The organism is Nocardioides sp. Root240 (assembly GCF_001428825.1).
GTDB lineage: Bacteria > Actinomycetota > Actinomycetes > Propionibacteriales > Nocardioidaceae > Nocardioides.
This window is the reverse complement of record NZ_LMIT01000010.1, coordinates 39,709-64,289: the sequence shown is the minus strand read 5'-3', so window position 1 is coordinate 64,289 and position 24,581 is coordinate 39,709. Positions and strand designations below refer to the sequence as shown.

Here is a 24,581-nt window from a genome sequence, read left to right as displayed (position 1 = left end):
CCATGGCGATCACCCTCAAGCACAAGCGCAACCTCTCGGCTCGCGCTAGCTCCAAGCTGCGCCGCCAGGTTCGTGGCCGCAAGAAGATCTCCGGCACCGCCGCGCGTCCGCGCCTGGTGGTCACCCGGTCGACGAAGCACATCACCGCCCAGGTCGTCGACGACCTGATCGGCAAGACCCTGGTGTCGGCCTCGACCCTCGAGGGCGACCTGCGCGCCTTCGACGGCGACAAGACCGCCAAGGCCAAGAAGGTCGGCGAGCTCGTTGCCGCCCGTGCCAAGGAGCAGGGCGTCGAGACCGTTGTCTTCGACCGCTCGGGCAACAAGTATCACGGTCGCATCGCGGCCCTGGCAGATGGCGCCCGCGAGGGCGGCCTGACCTTCTGACCGCGAACAGGACTGAGGAGAAATCATGAGCGGACCCCAGCGCGGACAGCGTTCGGGCGGCGACCGTGGTGGCCGTGGCGGCCGCGACGGCGGCCGTGGCGGCGCCGAGAAGAGCCAGTACGTCGAGCGCGTCGTTGCCATCAACCGCGTCGCCAAGGTCGTGAAGGGTGGTCGTCGCTTCAGCTTCACCGCCCTCGTGATCGTGGGCGACGGTGACGGTCTGGTCGGCGTCGGCTACGGCAAGGCCAAGGAAGTTCCCGCGGCGATCGCCAAGGGTGTCGAGGAGGCGAAGAAGAACTTCTTCCGCGTCCCCCGCATCCAGGGCACGATCCCGCACCCGGTGACGGGCGAGAAGGCTGCCGGCGTGGTGTTCCTGCGCCCGGCCGCCCCCGGTACCGGTGTCATCGCCGGTGGTCCGGTGCGCGCCGTCCTGGAGTGCGCCGGCATCCACGACGTCCTCAGCAAGTCGCTGGGCTCGTCGAACCAGATCAACATCGTGCACGCAACCGTCGAGGCCCTCCGCATGCTGGAGATGCCCGAGACCGTCGCCGCGCGTCGTGGTCTGCCGGTGGAGCACGTCGCCCCGGCGGCGCTGCTGAAGGCCCAGGCCGAGGGCGAGGCCGCTGCGGTCGCCGCCAAGGCCGCTGCCCCTGCGGCGGTGAACGGCTGATGGCACAGCTCAAGGTCCAGCAGACCAAGTCGAAGATCGGCACGAAGGCCAACCAGCGCGAGACCCTGCGCACGCTGGGCCTCAAGCGGATCGGCGACGTCGTCATCAAGGAGGACCGTCCCGAGATCCGGGGCATGGTCCACACCGTCCGTCACCTGGTGACGGTCGAGGTCGTCGGAGGCGAGTGACCATGACTCTCAAGCTGCACCACCTGCGCCCGGCTCCGGGCGCCAAGACCGCCAAGACCCGCGTGGGTCGTGGTGAGGGCTCCAAGGGCAAGACCGCCGGTCGTGGTACGAAGGGCACCAAGGCCCGCTACCAGGTCCCGGTCGCGTTCGAGGGTGGCCAGATGCCGCTGCACATGCGGCTCCCGAAGCTCAAGGGCTTCAAGAACCCCTTCAAGGTGACCTTCCAGGTCGTCAACCTCGACCGGATCAGCGCGCTGTTCCCCGAGGGTGGCGACGTGACCCCGGAGACGCTGGTCGCCAAGGGCGCCGTCCGCAAGGGCGAGCCCGTCAAGGTGCTCGGCCAGGGTGACCTGACGGTCAAGGTGTCGGTGAGCGCGCAGGCGTTCTCCGCATCGGCCAAGGAGAAGATCGAGGGCGCCGGCGGGACCGTAACGGTCCTGTGACGGCGCTGCGAGGGGCGCGTCGGCCCCGGGTGACACCCGGGTCCCGCCGCGCCCCTCGTGTCGTCTCCCCACCTGCTCCTCGGCGTGCTCGCCGTACCCCGTGAGGGGGCTGTGGCCGCCCTGTTAGGCTTCCCGCTGGCCACAAGGCCAGCGATGAGAGAAGAGGACCCGAGTGCTCACCGCGTTCGTGAACGCCTTCCGGACCCCGGACCTGCGGCGCAAGCTGCTTTTCGTCCTGTTGATCATCGTGATCTTCCGGGCCGGTTCGCAGATCCCCGCCCCCGGTGTGAACGTCTCCAACGTGGAGAAGTGCATCGACATCGTCAAGGACGGCGAGAACGCCGGGCTCTACAGCCTGGTGAACCTGTTCTCCGGCGGTGCGCTCCTGCAGCTGACGATCTTCGCGCTCGGCATCATGCCGTACATCACCGCGAGCATCATCCTGCAGCTGCTCGTGGTCGTGATCCCGCGTCTGGAGGCCCTCAAGAAGGAGGGCCAGGCCGGTCAGACGAAGATCACGCAGTACACGCGGTACCTCACGCTCGGCCTCGCCGTGCTCCAGGCGACGGGCATCGTCGCGCTGGCACGCACCGGCAACCTGCTGCAGGGCTGTGAAGAGCCACTGCTGCACAGCGACAACACCAAGACCTTCCTGGTCATGGTCGTGACCATGACCGCCGGCACGGCCGTGATCATGTGGCTCGGCGAGCTGATCACCGAGCGCGGCGTCGGCAACGGCATGTCGATCCTGATCTTCACCCAGGTCGTCGCGACCTTCCCGATCTCCCTGTGGCAGGTCAAGATCACCCAGGGCTGGTGGACCTTCGGGATGGTGATCGCCATCGGCCTCGTGCTGATCGCCGCGGTCATCTTCATCGAGCAGGCGCAGCGCCGCATCCCGGTGCAGTACGCCCGCCGCATGGTCGGCCGCAAGATGTTCGGCGGCAGCTCGACCTACATCCCGCTCAAGGTCAACCAGGCCGGCATCATCCCGGTCATCTTCGCCTCCTCGCTGCTCTACCTGCCGGCGATGGCGGTGCAGTTCAACCAGAATGCGCAGTCGTCCAACAAGTTCATCGACTGGATCAACGAGTACCTCGTCGACCAGAGCCACCCGGTGCACATGGCGGCCTACTTCCTGCTCATCATCTTCTTCACCTACTTCTACGTGTCGATCACCTTCAACCCGCAAGAGGTGGCAGACAACATGAAGAAGTACGGCGGCTTCATCCCCGGGATCCGGGCAGGCAAGCCGACCCAGGACTACCTGTCCTACGTCCTGTCCCGCATCACGCTGCCGGGCTCGCTCTACCTGGGTCTCATCGCCATCATCCCGCTGATCGCCTTCGTGCTGATCGATGCCAACCAGAACTTCCCCTTCGGCGGCACGTCCATCCTGATCATGGTCGGTGTGGCGCTCGATACGGTGAAGCAGATCGAGAGCCAGCTCCAGCAGCGCAACTATGAAGGATTCTTGCGTTGAGGCTTCTGATCATGGGCCCGCCGGGCGCCGGCAAGGGCACCCAGGCAACGGCCGTCGCCGCCCACTTCGCCATCCCGGCGATCTCCACCGGTGACATCTTCCGTGCCAACGTCGGCCAGGGCACGCCCCTGGGCGTCGAGGCGAAGCGCTACATGGACGCGGGCGAGTACGTCCCGGACGAGGTCACCAACAAGATGGTGCGCGGCCGGATCGCGGAGCCCGACGCCGAGGCCGGATTCCTCCTCGACGGCTACCCGCGCACCCTGGCGCAGGTCACCGAGCTCGACGGCATGATCGACGCGACGGGCCACCGGCTCGACGCCGTCCTCGTCCTCACCGTGGACCAGGAGGCCCTCCTGGGCCGCCTGCTCAAGCGGGCCGAGATCGAGGGTCGCGCCGACGACACCGAGGACGTCATCCGACGCCGCCTCGAGGTCTACTCCGCCGAGACCGAGCCGCTGATCGCGGTCTACGCCGAGCGGGGCCTCGTGGTCTCCGTCGACGGCATGGGCGAGATCGACGAGGTCCAGCAGCGGATCTTCGAAGCGCTCGACGACATCCCGCAGAGCTGACCGGCCAGACTTGTTCTTCGACCAGCACCGGATCGAGATCAAGACGCCGGAGCAGGTACGCCTGATGCGTGCGGCCGGCCTCGTGGTCGGCCGCACGCTCACGCGTCTGCGCGACGCCGTGCGTCCGGGCGTCAGCACGGGCGAGCTCGACGCGCTCGCCGAGCAGAGCATCCGCGAGCAGGGCGGCGTCCCGTCCTTCCTGGGGTACGGCGAGCCGCCGTTCCCCGCCAGCATCTGTGCCTCGGTCAACGACGAGGTCGTCCACGGCATCCCCGGTCACCGGGTGCTGGCGGAGGGCGACGTGATCTCCATCGACTGCGGGGCCATCGTCGAGGGCTGGCACGGTGACGCCGCGATCACGGTGGCCGTGGGCGCCGTGCCTGTCGATGTGCAGGAGCTGATGCGGGTCACCGAGGAGTCGCTCTGGCGCGGTCTCGCCGCGGCCCGGATCGGCGGCCGCGTGGGCGACATCTCGTACGCCGTCGAGTCGTTCGTCCGCGGCGCGGGCGACTACGGCATCGTCGACGGCTACACCGGCCACGGCATCGGCTCGGAGATGCACATGGAGCCCGACGTCCCCAACGAGGGTCGCCCCGGCCGCGGCCCGCGCCTCAAGCGCGGCACGGCGCTCGCGGTCGAGCCGATGATCAGCCTCGGCACCGCCGACACGGTCGTCGCCGACGACGACTGGACGGTCATCACCGCAGACCGCTCCTGGGCCGCCCACTACGAGCACACCTTCGCGCTGACCGACGCCGGCGTGTGGGTGCTCACCGCCGAGGACGGCGGTCGCGCGCGGCTCGAGGCCCTCGGTGTTCCGTACGGTGGCGAGGACTAGTCTGAGCTCATGGCGCAGCGACCGATCACTCCCGCTGCGCTGACCGAGCGGCCCATGCTGTTCGCCTCCGGCGAGCAGGCCTACGTCGCCGCGCAGGTCCTCGACACCCGCTTCACCCCCGACGGCGCCGACCCCGGCTGGGCCGACGAGGTCGTCGCGTCCCTGGGTGCGGGGGAGCGGGCGATGTGCGCGCTGTCCTTCGCGGCGGGTGCGCCGGGCCTGGCCCACCGCGTCGTCGGCTCCGAGCACGCGCTCCAGCGCTTCGAGCAGGGCCCGGACGTCGACCGCAGCTACGACGTCACCGAGTTCCCCACGCCCGACGAGTACGCCGCGATGGTCCGCACCGCGCTGGAGAGGATCGCGACCGGTGCGCTCCACAAGGTGGTGCTGGGCCGCTGCCTCGACGTGGTCAGCGAGCCCCCGCTCGTGCCGGCCGAGATCATCGACCGGCTGCTGACGACCCGCCCGGGCCGCTACGTGTTCAGCGTGCCGCTCGTGTCCGGGTCGGCCGACGGCACCGCGCCTGACGACGGCCCGATCCTGGTCGGTGCCAGCCCTGAGCTGCTGGTCCGGCGCGAGGGCCTGGAGATCTCCTGCACCCCGCTGGCCGGCTCGGTGCCGCGCTCCGCCGACCCCGACGAGGACGCCCGCCGAGCCGCGGGCCTCCAGGAGTCCGGCAAGGACCTCGCCGAGCACGCCTTCGTCGTCGAGGCGATCGTGCACGCGCTCAAGGAGGTCTGCGTCGAGATCGAGTACCCCGCGACCCCCGAGCTGCTGTCCACCGACACGGTCTGGCACCTCGCCACCCCGATCCACGCCCGGCTCGCTGCCGGGGCCGACGGCCCGAGCGCGCTGCGCCTGGCCCAGCTGCTGCACCCGACCCCGGCGGTCGGGGGAGTGCCGACCGCCGCGGCCAACGCCGTGATCGCCGACCTCGAGGGCGATCTCCGCGACTGGTTCGCGGGCTGCGTCGGCTGGGTCGACGCCGATGGCGACGGCGAGTTCGCCGTCACCATCCGCGCGGCGGTGATGGACGGTCCCCGGCTCCGGCTGTTCGCCGGCGCGGGCATCGTGGCCGGTTCGGATCCCGCGTCCGAGGTGCGCGAGACCGGCGCCAAGCTCGCGACGATGGCCCGGGTGACCGGGCTCCCGTGACGGACCCGCGCGCAGCGTCGTACCGCGGGCCGATTCGACCGCGGGGAGACGTGCGTGGAAGGATGATGCGCACCAGGGGGGAGTACTCCTTCGCTGCGGGCTCGTCATCACGATCGGACGTCGTCGTCCGATCCGGTCCCGTAGGTCGCCCGGCAGGGCGGCGGAAGAGACCTCGGGCGAACTTCCGACCGCTCACACCTGACCCTGGAAGAGGTACGTGTCCATGGACGTGACCACCCTCGAATGGACCATCACGATCGCAGCGACGGTGGCCGTGCTGCTGTTCGACGTCGTCGTGATCGCCCGCGACCCGCACGAGCCCACGATGAAGGAGTGCGCCGTCGCGCTCTGCTTCTACGTCGGCGCGGCGCTGGCGTTCGGGGCCTTCATCTGGCTGCACCACGGCCACGACTACGGCATCGAGTTCTACACCGGCTGGTTGACGGAGTACTCGCTGTCGATCGACAACCTCTTCGTCTTCATCATCTTGATGTCGGCGCTCAAGGTGCCCCGCAAGTACCAGCAGGAGGCGCTGCTCGTCGGCATCGTGCTCGCGCTGGTGTTCCGCGGCATCTTCATCGCCCTCGGCTACGCCCTCATCGAGAACTTCAGCTGGGTCTTCTACATCTTCGGCGCGTTCCTGGTCTACACGGCGGTGAAGCTGGTCAAGTCCTACGGCGGCCACGACGACGAGCACCCCGAGGACAACGCGATCGTCTCCTTCGCGCGCAAGCGGATGCGGGTCGGCGAGGCCTACCACGGCCTCAAGCTCTGGTACGTCGAGAACGGCGTGCGCTTCGTGTCGCCGATCGTCATCGTGATCATCGCGCTCGGTGTCACCGACATCCTCTTCGCGCTCGACTCGATCCCGGCGATCTTCGGCATCACCCAGGAGCCGTACCTCGTCTTCACGGCCAACGTGTTCGCGCTGATGGGCCTGCGCCAGCTCTACTTCCTGCTCGGCGGCCTGCTGCAGAAGCTGGTCTACCTCTCGCTCGGCCTGGCCTTCATCCTCGCCTTCATCGGCGTGAAGCTGGTTCTGCACGCCCTGCACGAGAACGAGCTGCCGTTCATCAACGACGGTCACGGCGTCCATGGCGCCCCGGAGATCTCCTCGCTGTTCAGCCTCGGCGTGATCATCGTGACCCTCGTGGTCACGGCGGTCGCGAGCCTGGTGCGGGCCGGCAAGGTCGACGACCACGTCCCCGACCACGCGGTCGCGACCCGCGAGCAGGGCGACGTCGACGACACGCAGGGTCCCGACTGGCGCTGACGGGAATGCTGGGCGGGGTCGCGGCATTGGACTGGGGATGCCTTCCTCTCCTGCTGACGACCTCGCCCTGTCCGTCCTCGACCTCGTCCCGGTCCGCAGCGACCAGGGCACCGGCGACGCGATCGCGGCGTCGGTCGAGCTGGCCCGCACGGCCGACCGCCTCGGCTACCGGCGGTTCTGGGTCGCCGAGCACCACAACATGCCGGCGGTCGCCGCGACGAACCCACCGGTCCTGATCGGCCTGTTCGCGGGCGCGACCGAGCGGATCCGCGTCGGGTCCGGGGGAGTGATGCTCCCCAACCACGCGCCCCTGGTCGTCGCCGAGCAGTTCGCGCTGCTCGAGGCGGCCTTCCCCGGGCGGATCGACCTCGGCATCGGGCGCGCGCCCGGCACCGACCCGGTCACCAGCTGGGCCCTGCGCCACGGCGCCGGTGGGGTGGACGACGAGGCCGTGTCCCACTTCCCCGAGTACGTCGACAACGTGCTCGCCATGATGGAGCCGGCCGGTGTCGGCCTGGCCCTGCGCGGCGGCCAGCACGTCCTGAGGGCGACCCCGGTGGCGCGCTCGGTGCCACAGATCTGGCTGCTCGGCTCGTCCGACTACTCCGCCCGGCTCGCGGCGGCCAAGGGCATGCCCTACGTCTTCGCCCACCACTTCTCCGGCTCCGGGACGGCGGAGGCCCTCGAGCTGTACCGCACGACCTTCCAGCCCTCGCCCGAGTTGGACGCGCCGCGGACCTTCCTCACGGTCAACGCCTCGGTGGCCGACACCGCGGAGGAGGCCCAGCGCCGGGCGCTCCCTCAGCTGCTGCAGATGCTCGCGCTGCGCACCGGCCAGCCGCTCGTCGCCCAGCGCACGGTCGAGGACGCCGAGACGATCGTCGACGCCGGCCTGCCGGAGGCGCACCGAAGCGTCATCGAGGCGATGCGCCGGCGATGGGTCATCGGCGACGCGGCGACGGCCCGGACCGAGCTGCGGAGCCTCGCGGCATCGTACGGCGTGGACGAGGTCATGGTGAACCCGGTCGGCGGCGCCTTCCGCGGCACCGATCCCCGGACGTCGCCCGCGCGGGTGCGGACCCTCGAGCTCCTCGCCGACTGACCTGCCCTGCCCCCCGACGGCCTCGCGGTTTCGAGACGCGTCGTCGCGGCCTCGTTCCTCGGCCGCGGTCGCCCTCAACCCGCTCGGCCCCACGTCGACGACCTCGTGCCTCGGTCGCCGACGGCCTCGCGGATTGGGAGTTTGTGAACCCCGCGCCATAGACTGGCGTGTCGGTCCAACGTGGGTTTCGTGTGTGGTGCACGCGCCCCCGAGGTCCACTCCGCCGCGGCACGTCCGCGGGGGAGAGGTTCCCGGCCCGGCCGGTAGACAACATCCCCTACGCAGATTGTGAGACATGGCGAAGAAAGAAGGCGTCATCGAGATGGAGGGCTCCGTCGTGGAGGCCCTTCCGAACGCCATGTTCCGCGTCGAGCTGAGCAATGGCCACAAGGTCCTTGCTCACATCAGCGGCAAGATGCGACAGCACTACATCCGGATCCTCCCCGAGGACCGCGTGGTGGTGGAGCTCTCGCCCTACGACCTGTCGCGCGGACGGATCGTCTACCGCTACAAGTGAGCCCACCGGCTCACTTCCGCCACCTAGCAAGAAAGGGCTGACATGAAGGTCAACCCGAGCGTGAAGCCGATCTGTGACAAGTGCAAGGTGATTCGTCGCCACGGCCGCGTCATGGTCATCTGCGAGAACCCGCGCCACAAGCAGCGCCAGGGCTGAGTCCCCGCCGCCACAACTGAATACGACGACAACGCGATAGCTAGGCGGGACACACCCGCTGATCACCTCCGGAGCGGATGGCCGGAGCTGCTCTCAGACAGGGCAGACGCATCGCGACCAGACCACCGTGAATCCCAAGGAGACAGCCAGACATGGCACGCCTCGTCGGAGTCGACCTGCCGCGCGACAAGCGCATCGAGATCGCTCTTACCTACATCTACGGCATCGGCCGTACCACGGCCCAGCAGCTGCTGGCCGAGACCGGGGTCAACCCCAACCTCCGCGTCCACGAGCTGGGCGATGAGGAGCTGGTCAAGCTTCGCGACCAGATCGAAGCCAACAACATCAAGATCGAGGGTGACCTCCGTCGCGAGGTCCAGGCTGACATCCGTCGCAAGATCGAGATCGGCAGCTACCAGGGTCGCCGCCACCGCATGGGCCTTCCGGTCCGCGGTCAGCGCACCAAGACCAACGCTCGTACCCGCAAGGGCCCGAAGCGCACGGTTGCCGGCAAGAAGAAGGCCAAGTGATCGGTTCGCTCACGCGAACCCACTGACCTCACGACCAGCTCTTACTTAGGAGAAAGCGAATGCCTCCCAAGGCTCGCGCGGCAGCCAAGAAGGTGCGCCGCAAGGAGAAGAAGAACGTCGCTCAGGGCGAGGCCCACATCAAGAGCACGTTCAACAACACGATCGTCACGATCACCGACCCCACTGGTGCGGTGATCTCGTGGGCCTCTGCCGGCACCGTCGGCTTCAAGGGCTCCCGCAAGTCCACCCCGTACGCCGCTCAGATGGCCGCCGAGGCCGCGGGCCGTCGGGCGATGGATCACGGCATGAAGAAGATCGACGTCTTCGTCAAGGGCCCGGGCTCGGGCCGCGAGACGGCGATCCGCTCGCTGGGTGCCATCGGCCTCGAGGTCGGCACCATCCAGGACGTGACCCCGGCACCCCACAACGGTTGCCGCCCGCCCAAGCGCCGCCGCGTCTGACGCGCACGACAAGACTTAGAGGAGAACCGACATGGCCCGTTACACCGGACCCCTGACCAAGAAGTCGCGCCGTCTCGGCGTCGACCTCGTCGGCGGCGACGCTGCCTTCGAGAAGCGCCCCTACCCGCCCGGCCAGCACGGCCGCGCGCGGATCAAGGAGAGCGAGTACCGCAACCAGCTGCAGGAGAAGCAGAAGGCCCGCTTCACCTACGGCATCCTGGAGAAGCAGTTCCACAAGTACTACGTGGAGGCCGCGCGTCGCCAGGGCAAGACGGGTGACAACCTGCTCCAGCTCCTGGAGTGCCGCCTCGACAACGTGGTCTACCGCGCCGGCTTCGCCCGGACCCGCCGCCACGCGCGCCAGCTGGTGAACCACGGTCACTTCCTGGTCAACGGCAAGAAGGTCGACATCCCGTCCTTCCAGGTCACCCAGTACGACATCATCGACGTGCGCGAGAAGTCGCTCGAGATGACGCCGTTCATCGTGGCCCGCGAGACCCACGGCGAGCGGATCGTCCCGGCGTGGCTCGAGGCGCTCCCGAACCGCATGCGGGTGCTGGTGCACTCCGTCCCGGTGCGCGAGCAGATCGACATGCCGATCCAGGAGCAGCTCATCGTGGAGTACTACTCCAAGAAGTGATCGCGAGCCCGTCCCGGCCAGCCTCCCCAGGGAGGACGCCGGGGCGGGCAGCGTCACCCCGCAAGCCCTCTTCTCCTATTCCGCACCAACTCTGGGTCCTCATATAGCGGTCGGCCCGGAAAGGAAAGAAACAAGTGCTCATCGCACAGCGCCCCAGCCTCTCGGAGGAGACCGTCGACCAGTTCCGGTCGCGCTTCGTCATCGAGCCGCTCGAGCCCGGCTTCGGCTACACGCTCGGCAACTCGCTGCGTCGTACCCTCCTGTCCTCGATCCCCGGTGCCTCGGTCACGAGCATCAAGATCGACGGCGTCCTCCACGAGTTCTCCACGATCGACGGTGTCAAGGAAGACGTCACCGAGATCATCCTCAACCTCAAGGGCCTCGTCGTCTCCTCCGAGCACGACGAGCCGGTCACCATGTACCTGCGCAAGTCGGGTGCCGGTGACGTCACGGGTGCCGACATCGCGCCGCCGGCCGGCGTCGAGGTCCACAACCCCGACCTGAAGATCGCCACCCTGGGCGACAACGGCAAGCTCGAGCTCGAGCTCGTCGTCGAGCGTGGCCGCGGCTACGTCTCGGCCGTCCAGAACAAGGGTGCCGACAACGAGATCGGCCGGATCCCGGTCGACTCCATCTACAGCCCGGTGCTGAAGGTGACCTACAAGGTCGAGGCCACCCGTGTCGAGCAGCGCACCGACTTCGACAAGCTCGTCATCGACGTCGAGACCAAGCCGTCGATCCTGCCCCGCGACGCCATCGCGTCCGCCGGCAAGACGCTGGTCGAGCTCTTCGGCCTGGCCCGTGAGCTCAACGTCGAGGCCGAGGGCATCGACATCGGCCCGTCGCCCGTCGACGAGCAGCTCGCTGCCGACCTCGCCCTCCCGGTCGAGGACCTGCAGCTGACCGTCCGGTCCTACAACTGCCTCAAGCGCGAGGGCATCCACACCGTGGGTGAGCTCATCAGCCGCTCCGAGCAGGACCTGCTGGACATCCGCAACTTCGGTGCGAAGTCCATCGACGAGGTCAAGGCCAAGCTGCACGAGATGGGTCTGTCCCTCAAGGACAGCGCCCCGGGCTTCGACCCCTCGGCTGCCCTCGCCAACTACTCCGACGACGAGGACGACGACGAGTCGTTCGTCGAGGACGAGCAGTTCTGATCCGTCCCCTCGGGACATCAACCTCCGGTACCTGACACGGCCGGACCCACTCCCGGTACCTGACACGGCCGGGGAGAAACGAGAGAAGCAATGCCCAAGCCCAAGAAGGGTCCCCGCCTCGGCGGTGGCGCCGCGCACCAGCGCCTCATCCTGTCGAACCTGGCCACCGCGCTCTTCGAGCACGGCCGGATCACGACGACCGAGGCCAAGGCGCGCACGCTGCGTCCGTACGCCGAGAAGCTGATCACCAAGGCGAAGAAGGCCCACGCCGGCGAGAACCCGCTGCACCAGCGTCGCGAGGTCCTCAAGGACATCCGTGACAAGGGCGTCGTGCACACCCTCTTCACGGACATCGCGCCGGTGTTCGCCGAGCGTCCGGGTGGCTACACCCGGATCACCAAGATCGGTCCGCGCCAGGGCGACAACGCCCCCATGGCCGTCATCGAGCTGGTGACCGAGGCGTTCACGCCGTCCGCCCCGAAGGCCAAGCCGGCCACCGAGGCCGCTCCGGCTCCGGTGGAGGAGGCCCCCGAGTCCGAGGTCGTCGAGACCGGGGTCGAGGAGACCGAGGCTGCTGAGGTCGAGGCCCCCGAGGCCGAGGCCGAGGTCGCCGAGGAGGCTGCTGACGAGGCGCCCGCCGAGGAGTCCGCCGAGGACGCCGACAAGGCCTGAGCTCACGCTCGTCGACGGCCCGTCACCCGCGAGGGTGGCGGGCCGTCGTGCTTTTTGGGTCGCCGGCCAGTTGCTTGTAACTCGGTGTTCGGAACCTCTGGCACGGAGTCCTGACCGGTCAGGACTCCGTGGTGGTGCCTCCGAACACCGAGTTACAAGCGCGCGGACGCCCGGGGATGGGTGGGGGCTCGGCCGCGCGGCTCAGGCAGGCACGGCGCGGGAGGCGGTGGCGCGACAGGCCAGCACGCCGACCACGACGGGGGCGATCCAGAGCGCGTAGAGCAGGACCGGGAGCTGGAGCCCGCCGGGCGGGAACGACGGACCGTCGTAGTAGGGGTCGGCAGCGACGTTGCACCACACCCGGAGCACGAGGTCGCACAGCACGACGAGGGCGAGGAACAGGCCGGACACCTCGACAGGCTGCCACAGCGGCGGGCGCGGCGTGGTCGTTCCGGCAGCACGCCCGCGAACTCGGCTGACCGGTCCACCGTCCGTAGACTGGAGCCATGACGATCGACCTGGGGAGCCCCCGCCTGCTCGAGGACAGCGAGCGCGAGGTGCTGCTCGCGGCCCCGCGGGGCTACTGCGCCGGCGTCGACCGCGCGGTGGTGACGGTGGAGCAGGCGCTCGACCTGTACGGCTCGCCGGTCTACGTGCGCAAGCAGATCGTCCACAACAAGCACGTCGTGGCCAACCTCGAGGCCCGGGGCGCGATCTTCGTCGAGGAGCTCGACGAGGTCCCGGCCGGTGCCCGGGTGGTGTTCTCGGCGCACGGCGTCTCGCCGGCCGTGGTCAACGAGGCCGCCGAGCGTCACCTCAAGACGATCGACGCGACCTGCCCGCTGGTGACCAAGGTGCACCGTGAGGCGGTCCGGTTCGCCGCCGACGGCTACACCATCCTGCTGATCGGGCACGCGGGTCACGAGGAGGTCGAGGGTACGGCGGGCGAGGCCCCCGAGCAGACCGTCCTGGTCGAGCACCCCGACGACGTCGCCACGCTGGAGTTCGCGCCCGACGCGAAGCTCGCGTGGCTCTCGCAGACGACGCTGAGCGTCGACGAGACGATGGAGACGGTGCGCCGGCTGCGGGCGAAGTTCCCGCAGCTCGAGGACCCGCCCAGCGACGACATCTGCTACGCCACCCAGAACCGCCAGGTCGCGGTCAAGGAGATCGGCGCGTCCGCCGACCTGGTGATCGTGGTCGGCTCGGCCAACTCGTCCAACTCGGTCCGCCTCGTCGAGGTGGCGCTGGAGGCGGGCGCGAAGGCGTCGTACCGCATCGACGACGTCTCGGAGCTCGACGAGGCCTGGCTCGACGGGGCCTCGACCGTCAGCGTGACGTCGGGTGCCTCGGTGCCGGACCACCTCGTGACCGAGGTGCTGGCCTACCTCGCCGAGCGCGGGTACCCCGACGCCCGAGCCGTCCAGACGGCCGAGGAGACGCTCGCGTTCTCGCTGCCCAAGGAGCTGCACCGCGACCTCAAGGCCGCCGGCCGCAGCACCAAGACCGCCGTCCGGCTCTGAGGCCCTGATGGCCCGCTACCTCGACGTCCACCCGGACAACCCGCAGCCCCGACTGCTCCAGCAGATCGTCGAGGCGCTCAACGACGACGCGCTGATCGCCTACCCGACCGACTCCGGCTACGCGCTCGGCTGCCGGATCGGCAACCGCGATGGCCGCGACCGGATCCTGCGGATCCGCGGGCTCGACGACAAGCACCACTTCACCCTGGTCTGCCGCGACTTCTCGCAGCTGGGCCAGATGGTCCACGTCGACAACTCGGCGTTCCGGGCCATCCGTGCCGCGACGCCGGGGCCCTACACCTTCATCCTGCCGGCGATGCCGGAGGTGCCGAAGCGGCTGCTGCACCCGAAGAAGAAGACCGTCGGCGTCCGCATCCCCGACCACGTCTTCGTGCAGGCGCTGCTCGAGGAGCTCGGTGAGCCGCTGCTGACCTCGACCCTGATCCTCCCCGGCGAGACCGAGCCGCGCACCATGGGCTGGGAGATCAAGGAGGACCTCGACCACGAGGTCGACATCGTCGTCGAGGCGGGGGAGACCCCGGCCGAGCCGACGACCGTGGTCGACTGGTCCGACGGTGCGCCGGAGGTCATCCGGCGCGGTGCCGGCGACCCCGACCGCTTCTGACCCTCCTGCTGACGCCGAGCGTCAGCGCGGGTGCCGCGCGACGAACTGGCGTCGTACGACGAGCAGGGCCAGGCACGCGGCGTACCCCAGGGCCAGCGCGACCGCGTGCCCGGACAGCCCCGACACGGTGGCCTGGACGACACCGTCGGTCGGGTCGGCGACGCTCTCCGGCTGGCTGATCGCCAGCAGCAGCACGACGACGAACATCGCCAGCGGCGGGAACACCCCGACGGGGAAGAAGTCGCTGGCGCGGACGGTCAGCGCGACGCCGACGCACAGGGTCACGAAGACCAGGTCGTAGAACAGGCCGAGGCCCTCGGAGAGCAGCAGGTCCAGCACGGCCGCGGTGATCAGCAGCGCCGACGCGAGCCGGAGCGCGCCGCCGACGGGGCGCGTGCCGGCCTCCCACAGGGTGGGGGTCCGGAGCGGCGCGGTGGTCACACCTCCACGCTAGGTCGTCGTCGTGGCGGTACGTCGGATTTCGGGCCGCTCAGGAGCCGAGCCGTTGCCCGGTCGCGGTGTCGAAGAGGTGGGCCGCGCCCGTGGGCACGGCGAGGTGGAGGACGTCCTCGGGGGTGACCTGCCCGCGCTCGGGGACCCGCACGGCGACGGGGACCTCGCGATCCCCGAGCTGCGCGCTGCCGTGGGCGAAGCCCTCCGAGCCGAGCTCCTCCACGAGGTGCACGCGCACGGGGAGGCCCTCGCCGGGACCGACCAGGCGCCATGCCTCCGGGCGGACGCCGACCGTGACCTGCGGGGGGAGCGGGGCGCTCGTCGTACCGTCGAGGGGGAGGGTGTGGTCGCCGAGGTGCACGCCCCGGTCGTCGACGCGGGCCTCGAGCAGGTTCATCTGCGGGGAGCCGATGAAGCCGGCGACGAAGAGGTTGGCGGGCCGGTCGTAGAGGGCGAGCGGGGTGTCGACCTGCTGGATCTCGCCGCCGTTCATCACCGCGACCCGGTCGCCCATCGTCATCGCCTCGACCTGGTCGTGGGTGACGTAGACGGTGGTGACGCCGAGCTTGCGCTGCAGCTGGGCGATGTCGCTGCGGGTCTGCACGCGCATCTTGGCGTCGAGGTTCGACAGCGGCTCGTCCATGCAGAAGACCTGTGGCTCGCGCACGATCGCGCGGCCCATCGCGACCCGCTGCCGCTGGCCGCCCGAGAGCGCCCTGGGCTTGCGGTCGAGCAGCTCGGTCAGCCCGAGCAGGGCCGCGGCCTCGTCGACCCTGCGCTCGCGCTCCTCGCGGGGGACCTTGGCCATCTTCAGCGCGAAGCCGAGGTTCTCGCGCACCGACTTGTGCGGGTAGAGGGCGTAGGACTGGAAGACCATCGCGATGTCGCGGTCCTTCGGCGCGAGCGTGGTGACGTCGCGCTCGCCGATCAGGATCCGGCCCGAGTCGACGTCCTCGAGGCCCGCGAGCATGCGCAGGGTGGTGGTCTTGCCGCACCCCGAGGGTCCGACGAGGACGAGGAACTCGCCGTCCTCGACCACCAGGTCGATGCCGGGCACGGCGGGCGCGTCGGCGCCGTCGTACCAGCGCTGGGCTGCCTCGAAGGTGATGCGGGCCATGAGCTGCTCCTGCGTCGGAATTGTGACCTGGGTCGCACGGAATGCTTGCACCTTATATGTAAGTATGGTGAACTAACAAACATGTCCTGGCGCAGCCCCACCGATCGGGCCCCTCGAGACCGGATCAAGCTCCGGCGGGCCGACTCGCGTCGGCACCACCGCGCGATGCTCCTGCAGGAGCTCTTCGCGGAGGGGCCCGCGAGCCGTGCCGACCTCGCGCGCAGCAGCGGCCTGACCCGGGTCACGGTGTCCGACCTGGTCGCCGAGCTGATGGCCGAGGGCCTGCTCGAGGAGCTCGGTGCCCCGGCCGAGAGCCGGGTCGGGAAGCCGCCGACACTGGTCGGGCTGGTGCCGGACGCCAAGCACGTCGTGGCCATCGACCTGTCCGTCGACGACCACGTCGTCGGCGCGGTGCTGACCCTCGCCGGCTCGGTCGTCGAGCGCGAGGCGCGTCCGCTCGAGGGACGACGCGGCGCCGAGGCGACCGCGTTGGTCGAGGAGATCGCGGCCGACCTGGTCCGCCGCAGCACCCGTCCGCTGCTCGGCGTCGCGGTCGCGACGCCGGGTGTCGTCAGCGCCGACGGCGTCGTCCTCGACGCTCCCAACCTGGGCTGGCACGACGTACCGCTGGCGGAGGTGCTGGGCGCCACGCTCGACCTGCCCGTCTACGTCGCCAACGACGCGAACACCGCCGTGATGGGGGAGTACACCTTCGGCGGCGGCGGCGAGGGCGGCCTGCTGCTGCTCCGCCTCAGTACCGGTGTCGGCGCCGGCCTGGTGCTCGGCGGCGCGGTGCTCCACGGCAGCGGCGGCGCGGCCGGCGAGATCGGGCACGTCCAGGTGGACCCCGACGGCGAGACCTGCGCCTGCGGCCGCCCCGGCTGCCTGGAGACCTACGTCGCCGTACCCCGGCTGCGGCGGCGGATCGCGGACGGCGACCTCGCCGCCGTGCTCCGCGACGCCGGCGAGCGGCTCGGCCAGGCGCTCGCGCCGGTCGTCGCCACCCTCAACCTCGGCGAGGTCGTGCTGAGCGGACCGGCGGACCTCGTCGGGCCGCTGGCCGAGCACGCCGAGGCCACCGTGCGGGACCGGGTCATGCCGGTCTCCTCCGCCGGCTTCGCCGTCCGGGTCTCGACCCTCGGCGACGACGGCGTCCTGGTCGGCGCCACCGGCGTCGTGCTCTCGGGCGAGCTCGGCGTCTCCTGACGCCGTCATCACCACCCCCCCAGAACCCCCAGCAAGAAATGATCGAAGGGAACGAAGCGGTGCGAATTCAGAAGACTCTGGCGATCGCGGCCACGACCGCCCTGCTGGCCGTGACCAGCGCGTGCGGCTCCGAGGACGACGGCGGCGACTCCAAGGGCGGCGGACCCGAGAAGGCCGACCTGGTCGTCTGGCTCAACGGCGCCGACACGCCGCAGCCGGCACGCGACTGGCTCAAGAAGACCTTCGAGGACCAGAACCCCGGCTCCACGCTGACCATCGAGCAGCAGGAGTGGGAGGGTCTCGTCGAGCGGCTCACCACCGCGCTCACCTCGGCGGACCAGACCCCCGACGTGGTCGAGGTCGGCAACACCCAAGCCCCGACGTTCACCACGGTCGGCGCGTTCAGCGACCTGACCGGCGACCTGGCCGACCTCGGCGGCGACGACCTGCTGCCCGGCTTCGTCGACGGCGCCACGGTCGACGGCAAGACCTTCGCCGTGCCGTACTACGCCGGCTCGACGTACGTCTTCTACCGCAAGGACCTGTTCGAGGACGCCGGCATCACCGCCGTCCCGACGAGCATGACCGAGTTCGTCGACGCCGCCACCAAGCTCAAGCAGAAGAGCGGCAAGGCCGACTTCTCCGGCTACTGGCTGCCCGGCAAGGACTGGCGCGACGGCGCCGCCCTGCTGTGGGACGCGGGTGGCGACTTCGCCGCCCCGGACGGTGACGGCTGGAAGGGGACGCTCTCGACCCCTGAGTCGATCGCCGGCCTGACCGCCTTCCAGGACCTGTACGACGCCGCGTCGGGCGCGCCTGCCGACGCCAACGAGGCCGACCCGGTCACCCCGTTCTGCGCGGGCAAGATCGGCATGATGTCCCGCCCGGGGTGGGTCTACGGCATGCTCACCGACCCGAAGAGCGGCTGCCCGAAGCTCGCCGAGAAGGTCGGCGTCTTCGCGCTGCCGGGCTCGAACGGCGGCCCGGCGCCGGTGCTGCTCGGCGGCTCCGACATCGCCATCTCGGCGAAGTCGCCCAACCAGGACCTGTCGCGCAAGGTGCTCGAGCTGATGGTCAGCGAGGACTACCAGAAGATCCTCGCCGAGGCCGGCCTCACGCCTGCCCGGGAGTCCTTCGCCAGCATGCTCGGCGACGACGAGTTCGCGCAGGCGACCGTCGAGGCCGCCTCGAACGCCAAGCTCACCCCGGCCGCGGCCGCGTGGGCCACGGTGGAGGGCAAGTTCGTGCTCGAGGACCTCTACAGCGAGATCGCGCAGGGCGGCGACGTCGCCGAGCTCGCGGCCGAGGCGGACGACACCATCACGGCCGAGCTGAACTGATCGCGCCGAGCTGACCCGCGGGTCACACTGAGCACGACGCCCGGTCGGTCCGAGACCGGCCGGGCGTCGTACCGGAGAAGAGGAGACGACGTGGCACGCGGCACCGCGCGCCGGAGCCATCTGCCCCTCGGGCTGGTGCTGCCGGCGGCGCTCGCCCTCGGCCTGGCCCTGGGCTACCCGCTGGTGCGACAGGTGGTCCTGTCGCTGCAGGAGTTCGGGCTGGCCCAGCAGTTCGGGCAGGCGCCGGAGTGGATCGGGCTCGGCAACTACCGGGAGCTGCTCGGCAACGGCGAGCTGTGGCCGGTGGTCCTGCGCACCGTCGCCTTCTGCTTCGTCAACGCGGGGCTGACGTTCGCGATCGGCCTCGGCCTGGCGCTGCTGATGACCCGGATGAGCAAGGTGACCCGGGTCCTCACGCAGTGCGGGCTGCTGCTGGCGTGGGCGATGCCCGTGGTCGCGGCGATGACGGTCTGGCAGTTCCTCTTCGACACCGAGTACGGCGTCGTGAACTGGCTCCTGACCGCGCTCGGCGGCGACTTCGACGGCCACAGCTGGCTGCTCGACCCGTGGTCCTTCTTCCTCGTCGCCACCTTGGTGGTGGTCTGGATGAGCGTCCCGTTCGTCGCCTTCACGTTGTACGCCGCACTGACCCAGGTCCCCGAGGACGTGGTCGAGGCCGCGCAGATCGACGGCGCCGGCCCGCGGCAGCGGTTCGTGCACGTCGTGCTGCCCTCGATCCGCCCGGTGCTGCTGGTCGTGGTGCTGCTGCAGGTGATCTGGGACCTGCGCGTCTTCACCCAGATCTACACGCTCCAGAAGGCCGGCGGGGTCAGCAAGGACACCAACCTGCTCGGCACCTACGTCTACACGCTCGGCATCAAGGGCGGCGACTTCGGGATGGCCGCGTCGGCCGCGATGTTCATGCTGCTGCTGACCGTCGTGCTCACCGCGCCGTACGTCCGGATGATGCTCCGGCAGGAGAGGGACGCCTGATGGCCCGCCGTACGTCACTGCCGGTCCGCATCGGTGCGGACCTGGTCGGGATCGTGGTCTTCCTCGCCTGCGTGTTCCCGGTCTACTGGATGGTCAGCCGGTCGTTCCTGCCGCGCAACCGGATCAAGGGCGAGGATCCGGTGTTCGTGCCGACCGGCGGCACCCTCGACAACTACCGGCGGGTGTTCTCCGACGGCTCGTTCACCGACGCCCTGGTGACCAGCCTGACGGTCACCCTGCTCACCGTCGGGGTGGCGCTGCTGTTCGCCTTCCTGGCGGCGGTCGCGGTCAGCAGGTTCCGCTTCCGCGGGCGTCGTACCTTCATCCTGACGCTGCTCGTGATCCAGATGATCCCGGCCGAGGCGCTGTTCATCAGCCAGTACAAGATGCTCGACGGGATGAGCCTGCTCAACTCCGTGATCGGCCTGACGATCGTCTACGTCGCCAGCGTGCTCCCGTTCACCGTGTGGACCCTGCGCGGGTTCGTCGACGGGGTGCCGCGCGAGCTCGAGGAGGCGGCCATGATGGACGGCTGCTCGCGCACCGGCGCCTTCTTCAAGGTGACCCTGCCGCTGCTCGCGCCCGGCCTCGTGGCGACCGGCGTGTTCGCCTTCATCCAGGCGTGGAACGAGTTCACGCTCGCCGTCGTGGTGATGACCGACCCGGACAAGAAGACCCTGCCCGTGTGGCTCGTCGCGTTCACCGACTCGCGCAGCCGCGGCGTCGACTGGGGCGCGATCATGGCGTCGTCGACGCTGATCACGATCCCGGTGATCATCTTCTTCCTCGTGGTCCAGCGCCGGATGGTCTCCGGCATCACCGCGGGCGCGGTGAAGGGATGACCGGGGCGCTGGAGGAGCTGGCGCTGCGGGTGCAGCTGGGGTCCTTCGCGGGCCCCACGCTGCCGCCGGACTGGGCGGAGCTGCTGGAGGAGGGTCTCGGCGGGGTGTGCCTGTTCGGCTCGAACCTCACCGGCTCGCTCGCCGACGCTGCCGCGCTGGTCGCGGCGGTGCGCTCGCACCGGGCCGAGGCGCTGGTCGCCACCGACGAGGAGGGCGGCGACGTGACGCGGCTGCACAGCCGCGAGGCGAGCCCGGTCCCCGGACCCGCGGTGCTCGGCGCGGTCGACGACCTCGCCCTGACCTCGGGCGTCGGCGCGCTGGTCGGCGCCGAGCTCGCCTCCGTCGGGATCGACCTCGACCTCGGCCCGGTCGCCGACGTGAACTGCAACCCCGACAACCCGGTGATCGGCACCCGCAGCTTCGGCGCCTCGCCCTCGCTGGTGGCGGCCCACGTCGCGGCCTGGGTCACCGGCCTGCAGGCGCAGGGCGTCGCGGCCTGCGTGAAGCACTTCCCCGGCCACGGCGACACCGCGCAGGACAGCCACCTCACCCTGCCGTACGTCGACGCTCCGCTCTCGACCCTGAGGGCCCGCGAGCTGGTGCCCTTCGCCGCTGCCGTGGCGGCCGGCGCCGCCTCGGTGATGACCTCGCACCTCGTGGTCCCGGCGCTCGACCCCGACCTGCCTGCCACGCTGAGCGCCCCGGTGCTGGCGCTGCTCCGCGACGAGCTCGGGTACGACGGCGTGATCGTCAGCGACGCGCTCGACATGGCCGGCGCGTCCGGCGCCCGCTCGATCCCGTCGGCGGCCGTGGCCGCCCTCGCCGCCGGCGTCGACCTGGTCTGCACCGGTCCGGACAAGCAGTCCCGGCTCGTGCGTGACATCCAGGCCGCGATCGTCGCCGCCGTCCACTCCGGCGAGCTCCCGCTGGCCCGCCTCGCCGACGCCGCGTCCCGGGTCGACCAGCTCCCACGAACGGTGGCTCGTGGCACCACGAAGTCCGGCTCGTGGCACCTCGACACCCGGGAGATGGTCGCCGCCGCCCGCCGGGCCTGCCTCGTCGAGGGCCCGCTCCCGGACCTGCGCGGTGCGGTGGTCGTGAGCATCGGGACCGAGGCGAACATCGCCGTCGGCCAGGGTAGGTGGGGACTGCTGCCGGACGTCGTCGTGGCGGAGGGCGACGTCCTTCCGGACGGCCCCGTCGTCGTACAGGTCCGGGACGCGCACCGCCGGCCGGGCGTCGCGGCGATGCTCGCCGCGGCCCCTGGCCCGGTGGTCGTCGTGGAGTGGGGCTGGCCCGGCCCGCGCACCGGGTGGGCGGAGACCTCGCACGCCCGGGTGTGCACGCGGGGCAACAGCGGACCGTCGATCGCGGCCGTGGAGGAGATCGTGCGAGAGGCGGGTTGGCAGCGGTGACCGGGTTGCTCGTGGGGCTGGACATCGGCGCCACCAAGATCCTCGGGGTGGTGGCACGACCCGACGGCGAGGTGCTGGCGCAGGTGCGGACCGGCAGCCCGGCCGGAGGTACGGGCGTCGTGGCCGCGGCCGCGGAGGTCGTCGCCCGGCTGCGGGCCGAGTCGGGTCAGCCGCTCGACGGCGTCGTCGGAGTCGGGATCCCCGGCCTCGTCGACACCGCGCACGGCACCGTGCGGCACGCGGTCAACCTCGGCGTCGACGACGGCTTCCCCTTCAGCGCGCGCCTCGGCGAGGCCACCGGGCTGCGGGTCGTGCTGGACAACGACGCGAACGCCGCGGCACTGGGTGCGGCCACGCTGATCGGCCAGGACGACCTCGTCTACCTCAGCATCGGCACCGGTCTCGCCGCGGCGACCGTCCTCGACGGGGTGCTGCGCCGCGGCGCCCGCAACGCCGCCGGCGAGATCGGCCACATCCCCGTCGACCCGGGCGGGACCGCCTGCGAGTGCGGACAGGTCGGCTGCCTCGAGACGGTGGCCTCGGGCTCGGCCCTCGCGGCCCTGTGGCCCTCGCCCGACCGGCCCCCGGCACAGGCGCTCTTCGACGCCGCGGCTGCGGGCGACCCGGCCGCCGCGGCGGTGCGTGACCGCTTCGCCGCCCACGTGGCCGACGCCGTACGCCTGGTCGCGCTCACGGTCGACCCCGAGGTCGTCGTGCTCGGCGGCGGCGTGGCCCACGTGGGGGAGCGGCTGCGGGTCGCGGTCGCGCACGCGCTCGCGGAGCAGGCCACCGGGTCGCCGTTCCTGGCCTCGCTCGACCTCGCCGGCCGGGTGCGGCTGGTGCCGCAGGACGTGCCGGTCGCCGCGCTCGGCGCCGCCCTGCTGGGGAGCCGGGATGGCTGACCTCCATGTCGTCGGCGGTTCCGTCGACGTCGCCGTCGTCGCCGGCCAGGTCGCTGCCTCGCCCGCGCCCCGCTCCCCGTCGTACGACGCCAGCGGGCTCCACGTCCTGCCCGGCTTCCTCGACCTGCAGGTCAACGGCGCCGCCGGCATCGACCTGACCCTCGAGCCCTCGCGGCTCTGGGAGGTCGCGGCGGCGCTGCCGAGGTTCGGCGTCACGGCGTTCCTGCCGACCGTGATCACCTCGTCGCCGGATGCCCGGGCGGAGGCGCTCGCCGTCCTGGCCGCGGGGCCGCCGACGGGCTGGGCCGGCGCCGTACCGATGGGGTGGCACTTCGAGGGCCCGATGATCGCCGCGGCCCGCAAGGGCGCGCACCCGGTGTCGTGGCTGTGCGTGCCCTCGCCGTCGTTGGTGGAGGGCTGGTCGCGCGACGCGGGTGTCGCGATGGTGACCCTGGCGCCCGAGCTGCCGGAGGCCCTGGGGGTCGTCGACCAGCTGGTCGAACGAGGCGTGGTCGTGGCCGTCGGGCACACCGAGGCCACCGCCGCCGAGGTGACGGCAGCGGTCGAGCGCGGCGCCCGTGCCGTGACCCACCTCGGCAACGCGATGCCTGCCCTCGCGGGCCGGATGCCCGGTCCCGTGGGCGCCGCCCTGTCCGACGAGCGCCTGACCGCCGGCGTGATCGCGGACGGGCACCACCTCCACCCGGCCACGCTTGCTGCGTACTGGCGCGCGCTCGGCACCGACCGCTTCCTCGCCGTCACCGACTGCACCGCCGCCCTCGGCATGCCCGACGGACCCGCCCGGCTCGGCGACCAGTCGGTCGTCGTCGCCGACGGCACGGTCCGTCTCACCGACGGCACCCTCGCCGGTTCCGCCGCCGACCTCGCCCAGTGCCTGCGCGTGCTCCGCGCCGCCACCGGCTGCTCGCTCGCGTCGGCGGCGGCGGGCTGCACCTCCGTCCCCGCCGCGCTGCTCGGGGATCCGGCCCGAGGACACCTCGGCACCGGCGCCCGCGGCGACCTCACCCTCGTCGACGACGACCTCAGCGTCGTCGCCACCGTCGTCGGCGGCCAGCTGCTGCACGGGGGCTCGTGATGGAGGTCGTCCCGCTCCGGTCCGGGTCCGAGGTCGCCGCTCTCGCGGCCGACGTCGTCGAGGCCGTGGTCCGCTCGGCGGCCTCGCCGGTGCTGGGGCTGGCGACGGGCTCGACCCCGCTGCCGACGTACCGGGAGCTGGTGCGGCGCCACGAGGCGGGCGTCGGGCCGTCGTACGACGGGGTGCGGTGCTTCAACCTCGACGAGTACGTCGGCCTTCCCGCCGGCCATCCCGAGAGCTACCGCGCCACGATCGCGCGCGAGCTCACCGACGCCCTCGGCATCCCCGCCGACCGGGTCCACGGCCCCGACCCCACGCCGGAGGGCCTGCCGACCGCCGGCTCACGGTACGAGGACGCCCTCGTCGCCGCCGGCGGCGTCGACGTGCAGGTCCTCGGCATCGGCACCGACGGCCACCTCGCCTTCAACGAGCCCGGCTCCTCCCTGGGCTCCCTGACCCGGCTGAAGACGCTGACCGACGAGACCCGCCACGACAACGCCCGTTTCTTCGGCTCGATCGACGAGGTCCCGCGGCACGTGCTCACCCAGGGCCTCGCCACCATCCTGCGGGCGCGGCACCTGCTGCTGCTCGCCACGGGCTCGGCGAAGGCGGACGCGCTGGGTGCCGCGGTCGAGGGGCCGCTCACTGCCTCCTGCCCGGCGTCGGTGCTGCAGCTGCACCCGCACGTCACCGTGCTGTGTGACCCGGGGGCTGCGGAGGGTCTGGTGCGGAGGGAGCACTACCGGGCGGTGTACGACGCGAAGCCGGCCTGGCAGGGTCTGTGAGACGTGGGTCGTTCGGAACGCTCGCAACCGTCGGACAACTT

Annotated in this window: 30 protein-coding genes; 27 read left to right on the top strand and 3 right to left on the bottom strand. The window is 70.9% G+C overall.

Features of this window, described 5'->3' with window-relative positions:
* The first annotated feature begins 2 nt into the window (after positions 1 to 2).
* The 17 genes from rplR to rplQ all read left to right on the top strand — a co-directional run bounded on the left by rplR (position 3) and on the right by rplQ (position 12,243).
* Entirely contained in the window at positions 3 to 386 is a 384-nt protein-coding gene (rplR, locus tag ASE20_RS10320; RefSeq protein ID WP_056894485.1) for a 50S ribosomal protein L18, read from the top strand.
* Positions 387 to 411: 25 nt separating this feature from the next.
* Positions 412 to 1,056, top strand: coding sequence for a 30S ribosomal protein S5 (rpsE, locus tag ASE20_RS10315; RefSeq protein WP_056894484.1), 645 nt, complete (start codon positions 412 to 414; stop codon positions 1,054 to 1,056).
* Positions 1,056 to 1,244 carry a 50S ribosomal protein L30 gene (rpmD, locus tag ASE20_RS10310; protein WP_056894483.1) on the top strand — a complete coding sequence of 63 codons (189 nt, stop codon included), beginning with the start codon at positions 1,056 to 1,058 and terminating at the stop codon, positions 1,242 to 1,244. The genes rpsE and rpmD overlap by 1 nt, the downstream gene beginning before the upstream one ends.
* Before the next feature lie 2 nt (positions 1,245 to 1,246).
* Entirely contained in the window at positions 1,247 to 1,687 is a 441-nt protein-coding gene (rplO, locus tag ASE20_RS10305; RefSeq protein WP_056894482.1) for a 50S ribosomal protein L15, read from the top strand.
* Between the two features lie 172 nt (positions 1,688 to 1,859).
* Complete coding sequence (gene secY, locus ASE20_RS10300) at positions 1,860 to 3,170, top strand: preprotein translocase subunit SecY (RefSeq protein WP_056894481.1); 1,311 nt, start codon at positions 1,860 to 1,862, stop codon at positions 3,168 to 3,170.
* Complete coding sequence (locus tag ASE20_RS10295; RefSeq protein ID WP_082612318.1) at positions 3,167 to 3,742, top strand: adenylate kinase; 576 nt, start codon at positions 3,167 to 3,169, stop codon at positions 3,740 to 3,742. Before secY ends, ASE20_RS10295 begins: the two co-directional genes overlap by 4 nt.
* Before the next feature lie 10 nt (positions 3,743 to 3,752).
* Positions 3,753 to 4,580 carry a type I methionyl aminopeptidase gene (gene map / locus ASE20_RS10290; RefSeq protein WP_082612317.1) on the top strand — a complete coding sequence of 276 codons (828 nt, stop codon included), beginning with the start codon at positions 3,753 to 3,755 and terminating at the stop codon, positions 4,578 to 4,580.
* 9 nt (positions 4,581 to 4,589) lie between these two features.
* Entirely contained in the window at positions 4,590 to 5,735 is a 1,146-nt protein-coding gene (locus ASE20_RS10285) for an isochorismate synthase MenF (RefSeq protein ID WP_056894479.1), read from the top strand.
* Between the two features lie 223 nt (positions 5,736 to 5,958).
* Complete coding sequence (locus ASE20_RS10280; protein WP_056894478.1) at positions 5,959 to 7,008, top strand: TerC family protein; 1,050 nt, start codon at positions 5,959 to 5,961, stop codon at positions 7,006 to 7,008.
* 37 nt (positions 7,009 to 7,045) lie between these two features.
* A complete protein-coding gene (locus ASE20_RS10275; protein WP_056894477.1) occupies positions 7,046 to 8,110 on the top strand; it encodes an LLM class flavin-dependent oxidoreductase in 1,065 nt (354 codons plus the stop codon).
* 295 nt (positions 8,111 to 8,405) lie between these two features.
* Positions 8,406 to 8,627, top strand: coding sequence for a translation initiation factor IF-1 (gene infA / locus ASE20_RS10270; protein ID WP_028656368.1), 222 nt, complete (start codon positions 8,406 to 8,408; stop codon positions 8,625 to 8,627).
* A 42-nt stretch (positions 8,628 to 8,669) separates the two neighbouring features.
* Positions 8,670 to 8,783: a 50S ribosomal protein L36 gene (gene rpmJ / locus ASE20_RS10265; protein WP_004008316.1), complete on the top strand. Its 114-nt coding sequence runs from the start codon at positions 8,670 to 8,672 to the stop codon at positions 8,781 to 8,783.
* A 152-nt stretch (positions 8,784 to 8,935) separates the two neighbouring features.
* The gene (gene rpsM / locus ASE20_RS10260) at positions 8,936 to 9,313 is read left to right on the top strand and encodes a 30S ribosomal protein S13 (protein WP_056894476.1); all 378 of its coding nucleotides are present in this window, start codon (positions 8,936 to 8,938) and stop codon (positions 9,311 to 9,313) included.
* Between the two features lie 59 nt (positions 9,314 to 9,372).
* A complete protein-coding gene (gene rpsK, locus ASE20_RS10255) occupies positions 9,373 to 9,774 on the top strand; it encodes a 30S ribosomal protein S11 (RefSeq protein WP_056894475.1) in 402 nt (133 codons plus the stop codon).
* Positions 9,775 to 9,805: 31 nt separating this feature from the next.
* Positions 9,806 to 10,414 carry a 30S ribosomal protein S4 gene (gene rpsD / locus ASE20_RS10250; protein WP_056894474.1) on the top strand — a complete coding sequence of 203 codons (609 nt, stop codon included), beginning with the start codon at positions 9,806 to 9,808 and terminating at the stop codon, positions 10,412 to 10,414.
* Between the two features lie 134 nt (positions 10,415 to 10,548).
* Complete coding sequence (locus tag ASE20_RS10245; RefSeq protein WP_056894473.1) at positions 10,549 to 11,571, top strand: DNA-directed RNA polymerase subunit alpha; 1,023 nt, start codon at positions 10,549 to 10,551, stop codon at positions 11,569 to 11,571.
* Between the two features lie 90 nt (positions 11,572 to 11,661).
* A complete protein-coding gene (gene rplQ, locus ASE20_RS10240) occupies positions 11,662 to 12,243 on the top strand; it encodes a 50S ribosomal protein L17 (RefSeq protein ID WP_056894472.1) in 582 nt (193 codons plus the stop codon).
* Between the two features lie 201 nt (positions 12,244 to 12,444).
* On the opposite strand, the gene ASE20_RS10235 is transcribed toward rplQ, so the two are convergent.
* Positions 12,445 to 12,654 carry a hypothetical protein gene (locus ASE20_RS10235; RefSeq protein ID WP_056894471.1) on the bottom strand — a complete coding sequence of 70 codons (210 nt, stop codon included), beginning with the start codon at positions 12,652 to 12,654 and terminating at the stop codon, positions 12,445 to 12,447.
* Between the two features lie 95 nt (positions 12,655 to 12,749).
* Here ASE20_RS10235 and ASE20_RS10230 point away from each other — a divergent pair, with 95 nt between their 5' ends.
* Together ASE20_RS10230 and ASE20_RS10225 are read left to right on the top strand one after the other, a co-directional pair.
* Complete coding sequence (locus ASE20_RS10230; RefSeq protein ID WP_200952772.1) at positions 12,750 to 13,766, top strand: 4-hydroxy-3-methylbut-2-enyl diphosphate reductase; 1,017 nt, start codon at positions 12,750 to 12,752, stop codon at positions 13,764 to 13,766.
* A gap of 7 nt (positions 13,767 to 13,773) precedes the next feature.
* Entirely contained in the window at positions 13,774 to 14,391 is a 618-nt protein-coding gene (locus ASE20_RS10225) for an L-threonylcarbamoyladenylate synthase (protein ID WP_056894470.1), read from the top strand.
* Between the two features lie 21 nt (positions 14,392 to 14,412).
* Here the strand turns inward: ASE20_RS10225 and ASE20_RS10220 are convergent, their stop codons facing one another.
* Entirely contained in the window at positions 14,413 to 14,832 is a 420-nt protein-coding gene (locus ASE20_RS10220) for a DUF6542 domain-containing protein (RefSeq protein WP_157538429.1), read from the bottom strand.
* 49 nt (positions 14,833 to 14,881) lie between these two features.
* Positions 14,882 to 15,961 carry an ABC transporter ATP-binding protein gene (locus tag ASE20_RS10215; RefSeq protein WP_056894469.1) on the bottom strand — a complete coding sequence of 360 codons (1,080 nt, stop codon included), beginning with the start codon at positions 15,959 to 15,961 and terminating at the stop codon, positions 14,882 to 14,884.
* Positions 15,962 to 16,126: 165 nt separating this feature from the next.
* On the opposite strand from ASE20_RS10215, the gene ASE20_RS10210 reads away from it, so the two are divergent.
* The 8 genes from ASE20_RS10210 (at position 16,127) to ASE20_RS10175 (ending at position 24,540) form a co-directional block, all read left to right on the top strand.
* Complete coding sequence (locus ASE20_RS10210) at positions 16,127 to 17,167, top strand: ROK family transcriptional regulator (protein WP_225869046.1); 1,041 nt, start codon at positions 16,127 to 16,129, stop codon at positions 17,165 to 17,167.
* A gap of 59 nt (positions 17,168 to 17,226) precedes the next feature.
* Positions 17,227 to 18,507 carry an extracellular solute-binding protein gene (locus tag ASE20_RS10205; RefSeq protein ID WP_056894468.1) on the top strand — a complete coding sequence of 427 codons (1,281 nt, stop codon included), beginning with the start codon at positions 17,227 to 17,229 and terminating at the stop codon, positions 18,505 to 18,507.
* A gap of 90 nt (positions 18,508 to 18,597) precedes the next feature.
* Positions 18,598 to 19,500 (top strand): carbohydrate ABC transporter permease, encoded by a 903-nt coding sequence (locus tag ASE20_RS10200; RefSeq protein ID WP_200952771.1) that lies wholly within the window; start codon positions 18,598 to 18,600, stop codon positions 19,498 to 19,500.
* Positions 19,500 to 20,342: a carbohydrate ABC transporter permease gene (locus ASE20_RS10195; RefSeq protein WP_157538428.1), complete on the top strand. Its 843-nt coding sequence runs from the start codon at positions 19,500 to 19,502 to the stop codon at positions 20,340 to 20,342. Before ASE20_RS10200 ends, ASE20_RS10195 begins: the two co-directional genes overlap by 1 nt.
* On the top strand, positions 20,339 to 21,757 hold the full coding sequence (locus tag ASE20_RS10190) for a glycoside hydrolase family 3 protein (RefSeq protein ID WP_056894467.1): 1,419 nt from the start codon (positions 20,339 to 20,341) through the stop codon (positions 21,755 to 21,757). Before ASE20_RS10195 ends, ASE20_RS10190 begins: the two co-directional genes overlap by 4 nt.
* A complete protein-coding gene (locus tag ASE20_RS10185; RefSeq protein WP_056894466.1) occupies positions 21,754 to 22,659 on the top strand; it encodes an ROK family protein in 906 nt (301 codons plus the stop codon). Before ASE20_RS10190 ends, ASE20_RS10185 begins: the two co-directional genes overlap by 4 nt.
* Positions 22,652 to 23,755 carry an N-acetylglucosamine-6-phosphate deacetylase gene (locus ASE20_RS10180; protein WP_225869045.1) on the top strand — a complete coding sequence of 368 codons (1,104 nt, stop codon included), beginning with the start codon at positions 22,652 to 22,654 and terminating at the stop codon, positions 23,753 to 23,755. The genes ASE20_RS10185 and ASE20_RS10180 overlap by 8 nt, the downstream gene beginning before the upstream one ends.
* Positions 23,755 to 24,540 (top strand): glucosamine-6-phosphate deaminase, encoded by a 786-nt coding sequence (locus ASE20_RS10175; protein ID WP_056894465.1) that lies wholly within the window; start codon positions 23,755 to 23,757, stop codon positions 24,538 to 24,540. The genes ASE20_RS10180 and ASE20_RS10175 overlap by 1 nt, the downstream gene beginning before the upstream one ends.
* The last annotated feature ends 41 nt before the right edge of the window (positions 24,541 to 24,581 follow it).

What these genes read in the sequence shown, in the direction of transcription:
- ASE20_RS10175 (WP_056894465.1), top strand. Translation starts at nt 23,755, where the DNA reads ATGGAGGTCGTCCCGCTCCGGTCCGGGTCCGAGGTCGCCGCTCTCGCG.
- rplR (WP_056894485.1), top strand. Translation starts at nt 3, where the DNA reads ATGGCGATCACCCTCAAGCACAAGCGCAACCTCTCGGCTCGCGCTAGC.
- ASE20_RS10180 (WP_225869045.1), top strand. Translation starts at nt 22,652, where the DNA reads ATGGCTGACCTCCATGTCGTCGGCGGTTCCGTCGACGTCGCCGTCGTC.
- ASE20_RS10275 (WP_056894477.1), top strand. Translation starts at nt 7,046, where the DNA reads ATGCCTTCCTCTCCTGCTGACGACCTCGCCCTGTCCGTCCTCGACCTC.
- ASE20_RS10215 (WP_056894469.1), bottom strand. Translation starts at nt 15,961, where the DNA reads ATGGCCCGCATCACCTTCGAGGCAGCCCAGCGCTGGTACGACGGCGCC.
- ASE20_RS10225 (WP_056894470.1), top strand. Translation starts at nt 13,774, where the DNA reads ATGGCCCGCTACCTCGACGTCCACCCGGACAACCCGCAGCCCCGACTG.
- ASE20_RS10190 (WP_056894467.1), top strand. Translation starts at nt 20,339, where the DNA reads ATGACCGGGGCGCTGGAGGAGCTGGCGCTGCGGGTGCAGCTGGGGTCC.
- rpsK (WP_056894475.1), top strand. Translation starts at nt 9,373, where the DNA reads ATGCCTCCCAAGGCTCGCGCGGCAGCCAAGAAGGTGCGCCGCAAGGAG.
- rpsD (WP_056894474.1), top strand. Translation starts at nt 9,806, where the DNA reads ATGGCCCGTTACACCGGACCCCTGACCAAGAAGTCGCGCCGTCTCGGC.
- infA (WP_028656368.1), top strand. Translation starts at nt 8,406, where the DNA reads ATGGCGAAGAAAGAAGGCGTCATCGAGATGGAGGGCTCCGTCGTGGAG.
- rplO (WP_056894482.1), top strand. Translation starts at nt 1,247, where the DNA reads ATGACTCTCAAGCTGCACCACCTGCGCCCGGCTCCGGGCGCCAAGACC.
- rpsM (WP_056894476.1), top strand. Translation starts at nt 8,936, where the DNA reads ATGGCACGCCTCGTCGGAGTCGACCTGCCGCGCGACAAGCGCATCGAG.
- ASE20_RS10210 (WP_225869046.1), top strand. Translation starts at nt 16,127, where the DNA reads ATGCTCCTGCAGGAGCTCTTCGCGGAGGGGCCCGCGAGCCGTGCCGAC.
- ASE20_RS10280 (WP_056894478.1), top strand. Translation starts at nt 5,959, where the DNA reads ATGGACGTGACCACCCTCGAATGGACCATCACGATCGCAGCGACGGTG.
- ASE20_RS10230 (WP_200952772.1), top strand. Translation starts at nt 12,750, where the DNA reads ATGACGATCGACCTGGGGAGCCCCCGCCTGCTCGAGGACAGCGAGCGC.
- ASE20_RS10285 (WP_056894479.1), top strand. Translation starts at nt 4,590, where the DNA reads ATGGCGCAGCGACCGATCACTCCCGCTGCGCTGACCGAGCGGCCCATG.
- ASE20_RS10195 (WP_157538428.1), top strand. Translation starts at nt 19,500, where the DNA reads ATGGCCCGCCGTACGTCACTGCCGGTCCGCATCGGTGCGGACCTGGTC.
- rpmJ (WP_004008316.1), top strand. Translation starts at nt 8,670, where the DNA reads ATGAAGGTCAACCCGAGCGTGAAGCCGATCTGTGACAAGTGCAAGGTG.
- rpsE (WP_056894484.1), top strand. Translation starts at nt 412, where the DNA reads ATGAGCGGACCCCAGCGCGGACAGCGTTCGGGCGGCGACCGTGGTGGC.
- rplQ (WP_056894472.1), top strand. Translation starts at nt 11,662, where the DNA reads ATGCCCAAGCCCAAGAAGGGTCCCCGCCTCGGCGGTGGCGCCGCGCAC.
- rpmD (WP_056894483.1), top strand. Translation starts at nt 1,056, where the DNA reads ATGGCACAGCTCAAGGTCCAGCAGACCAAGTCGAAGATCGGCACGAAG.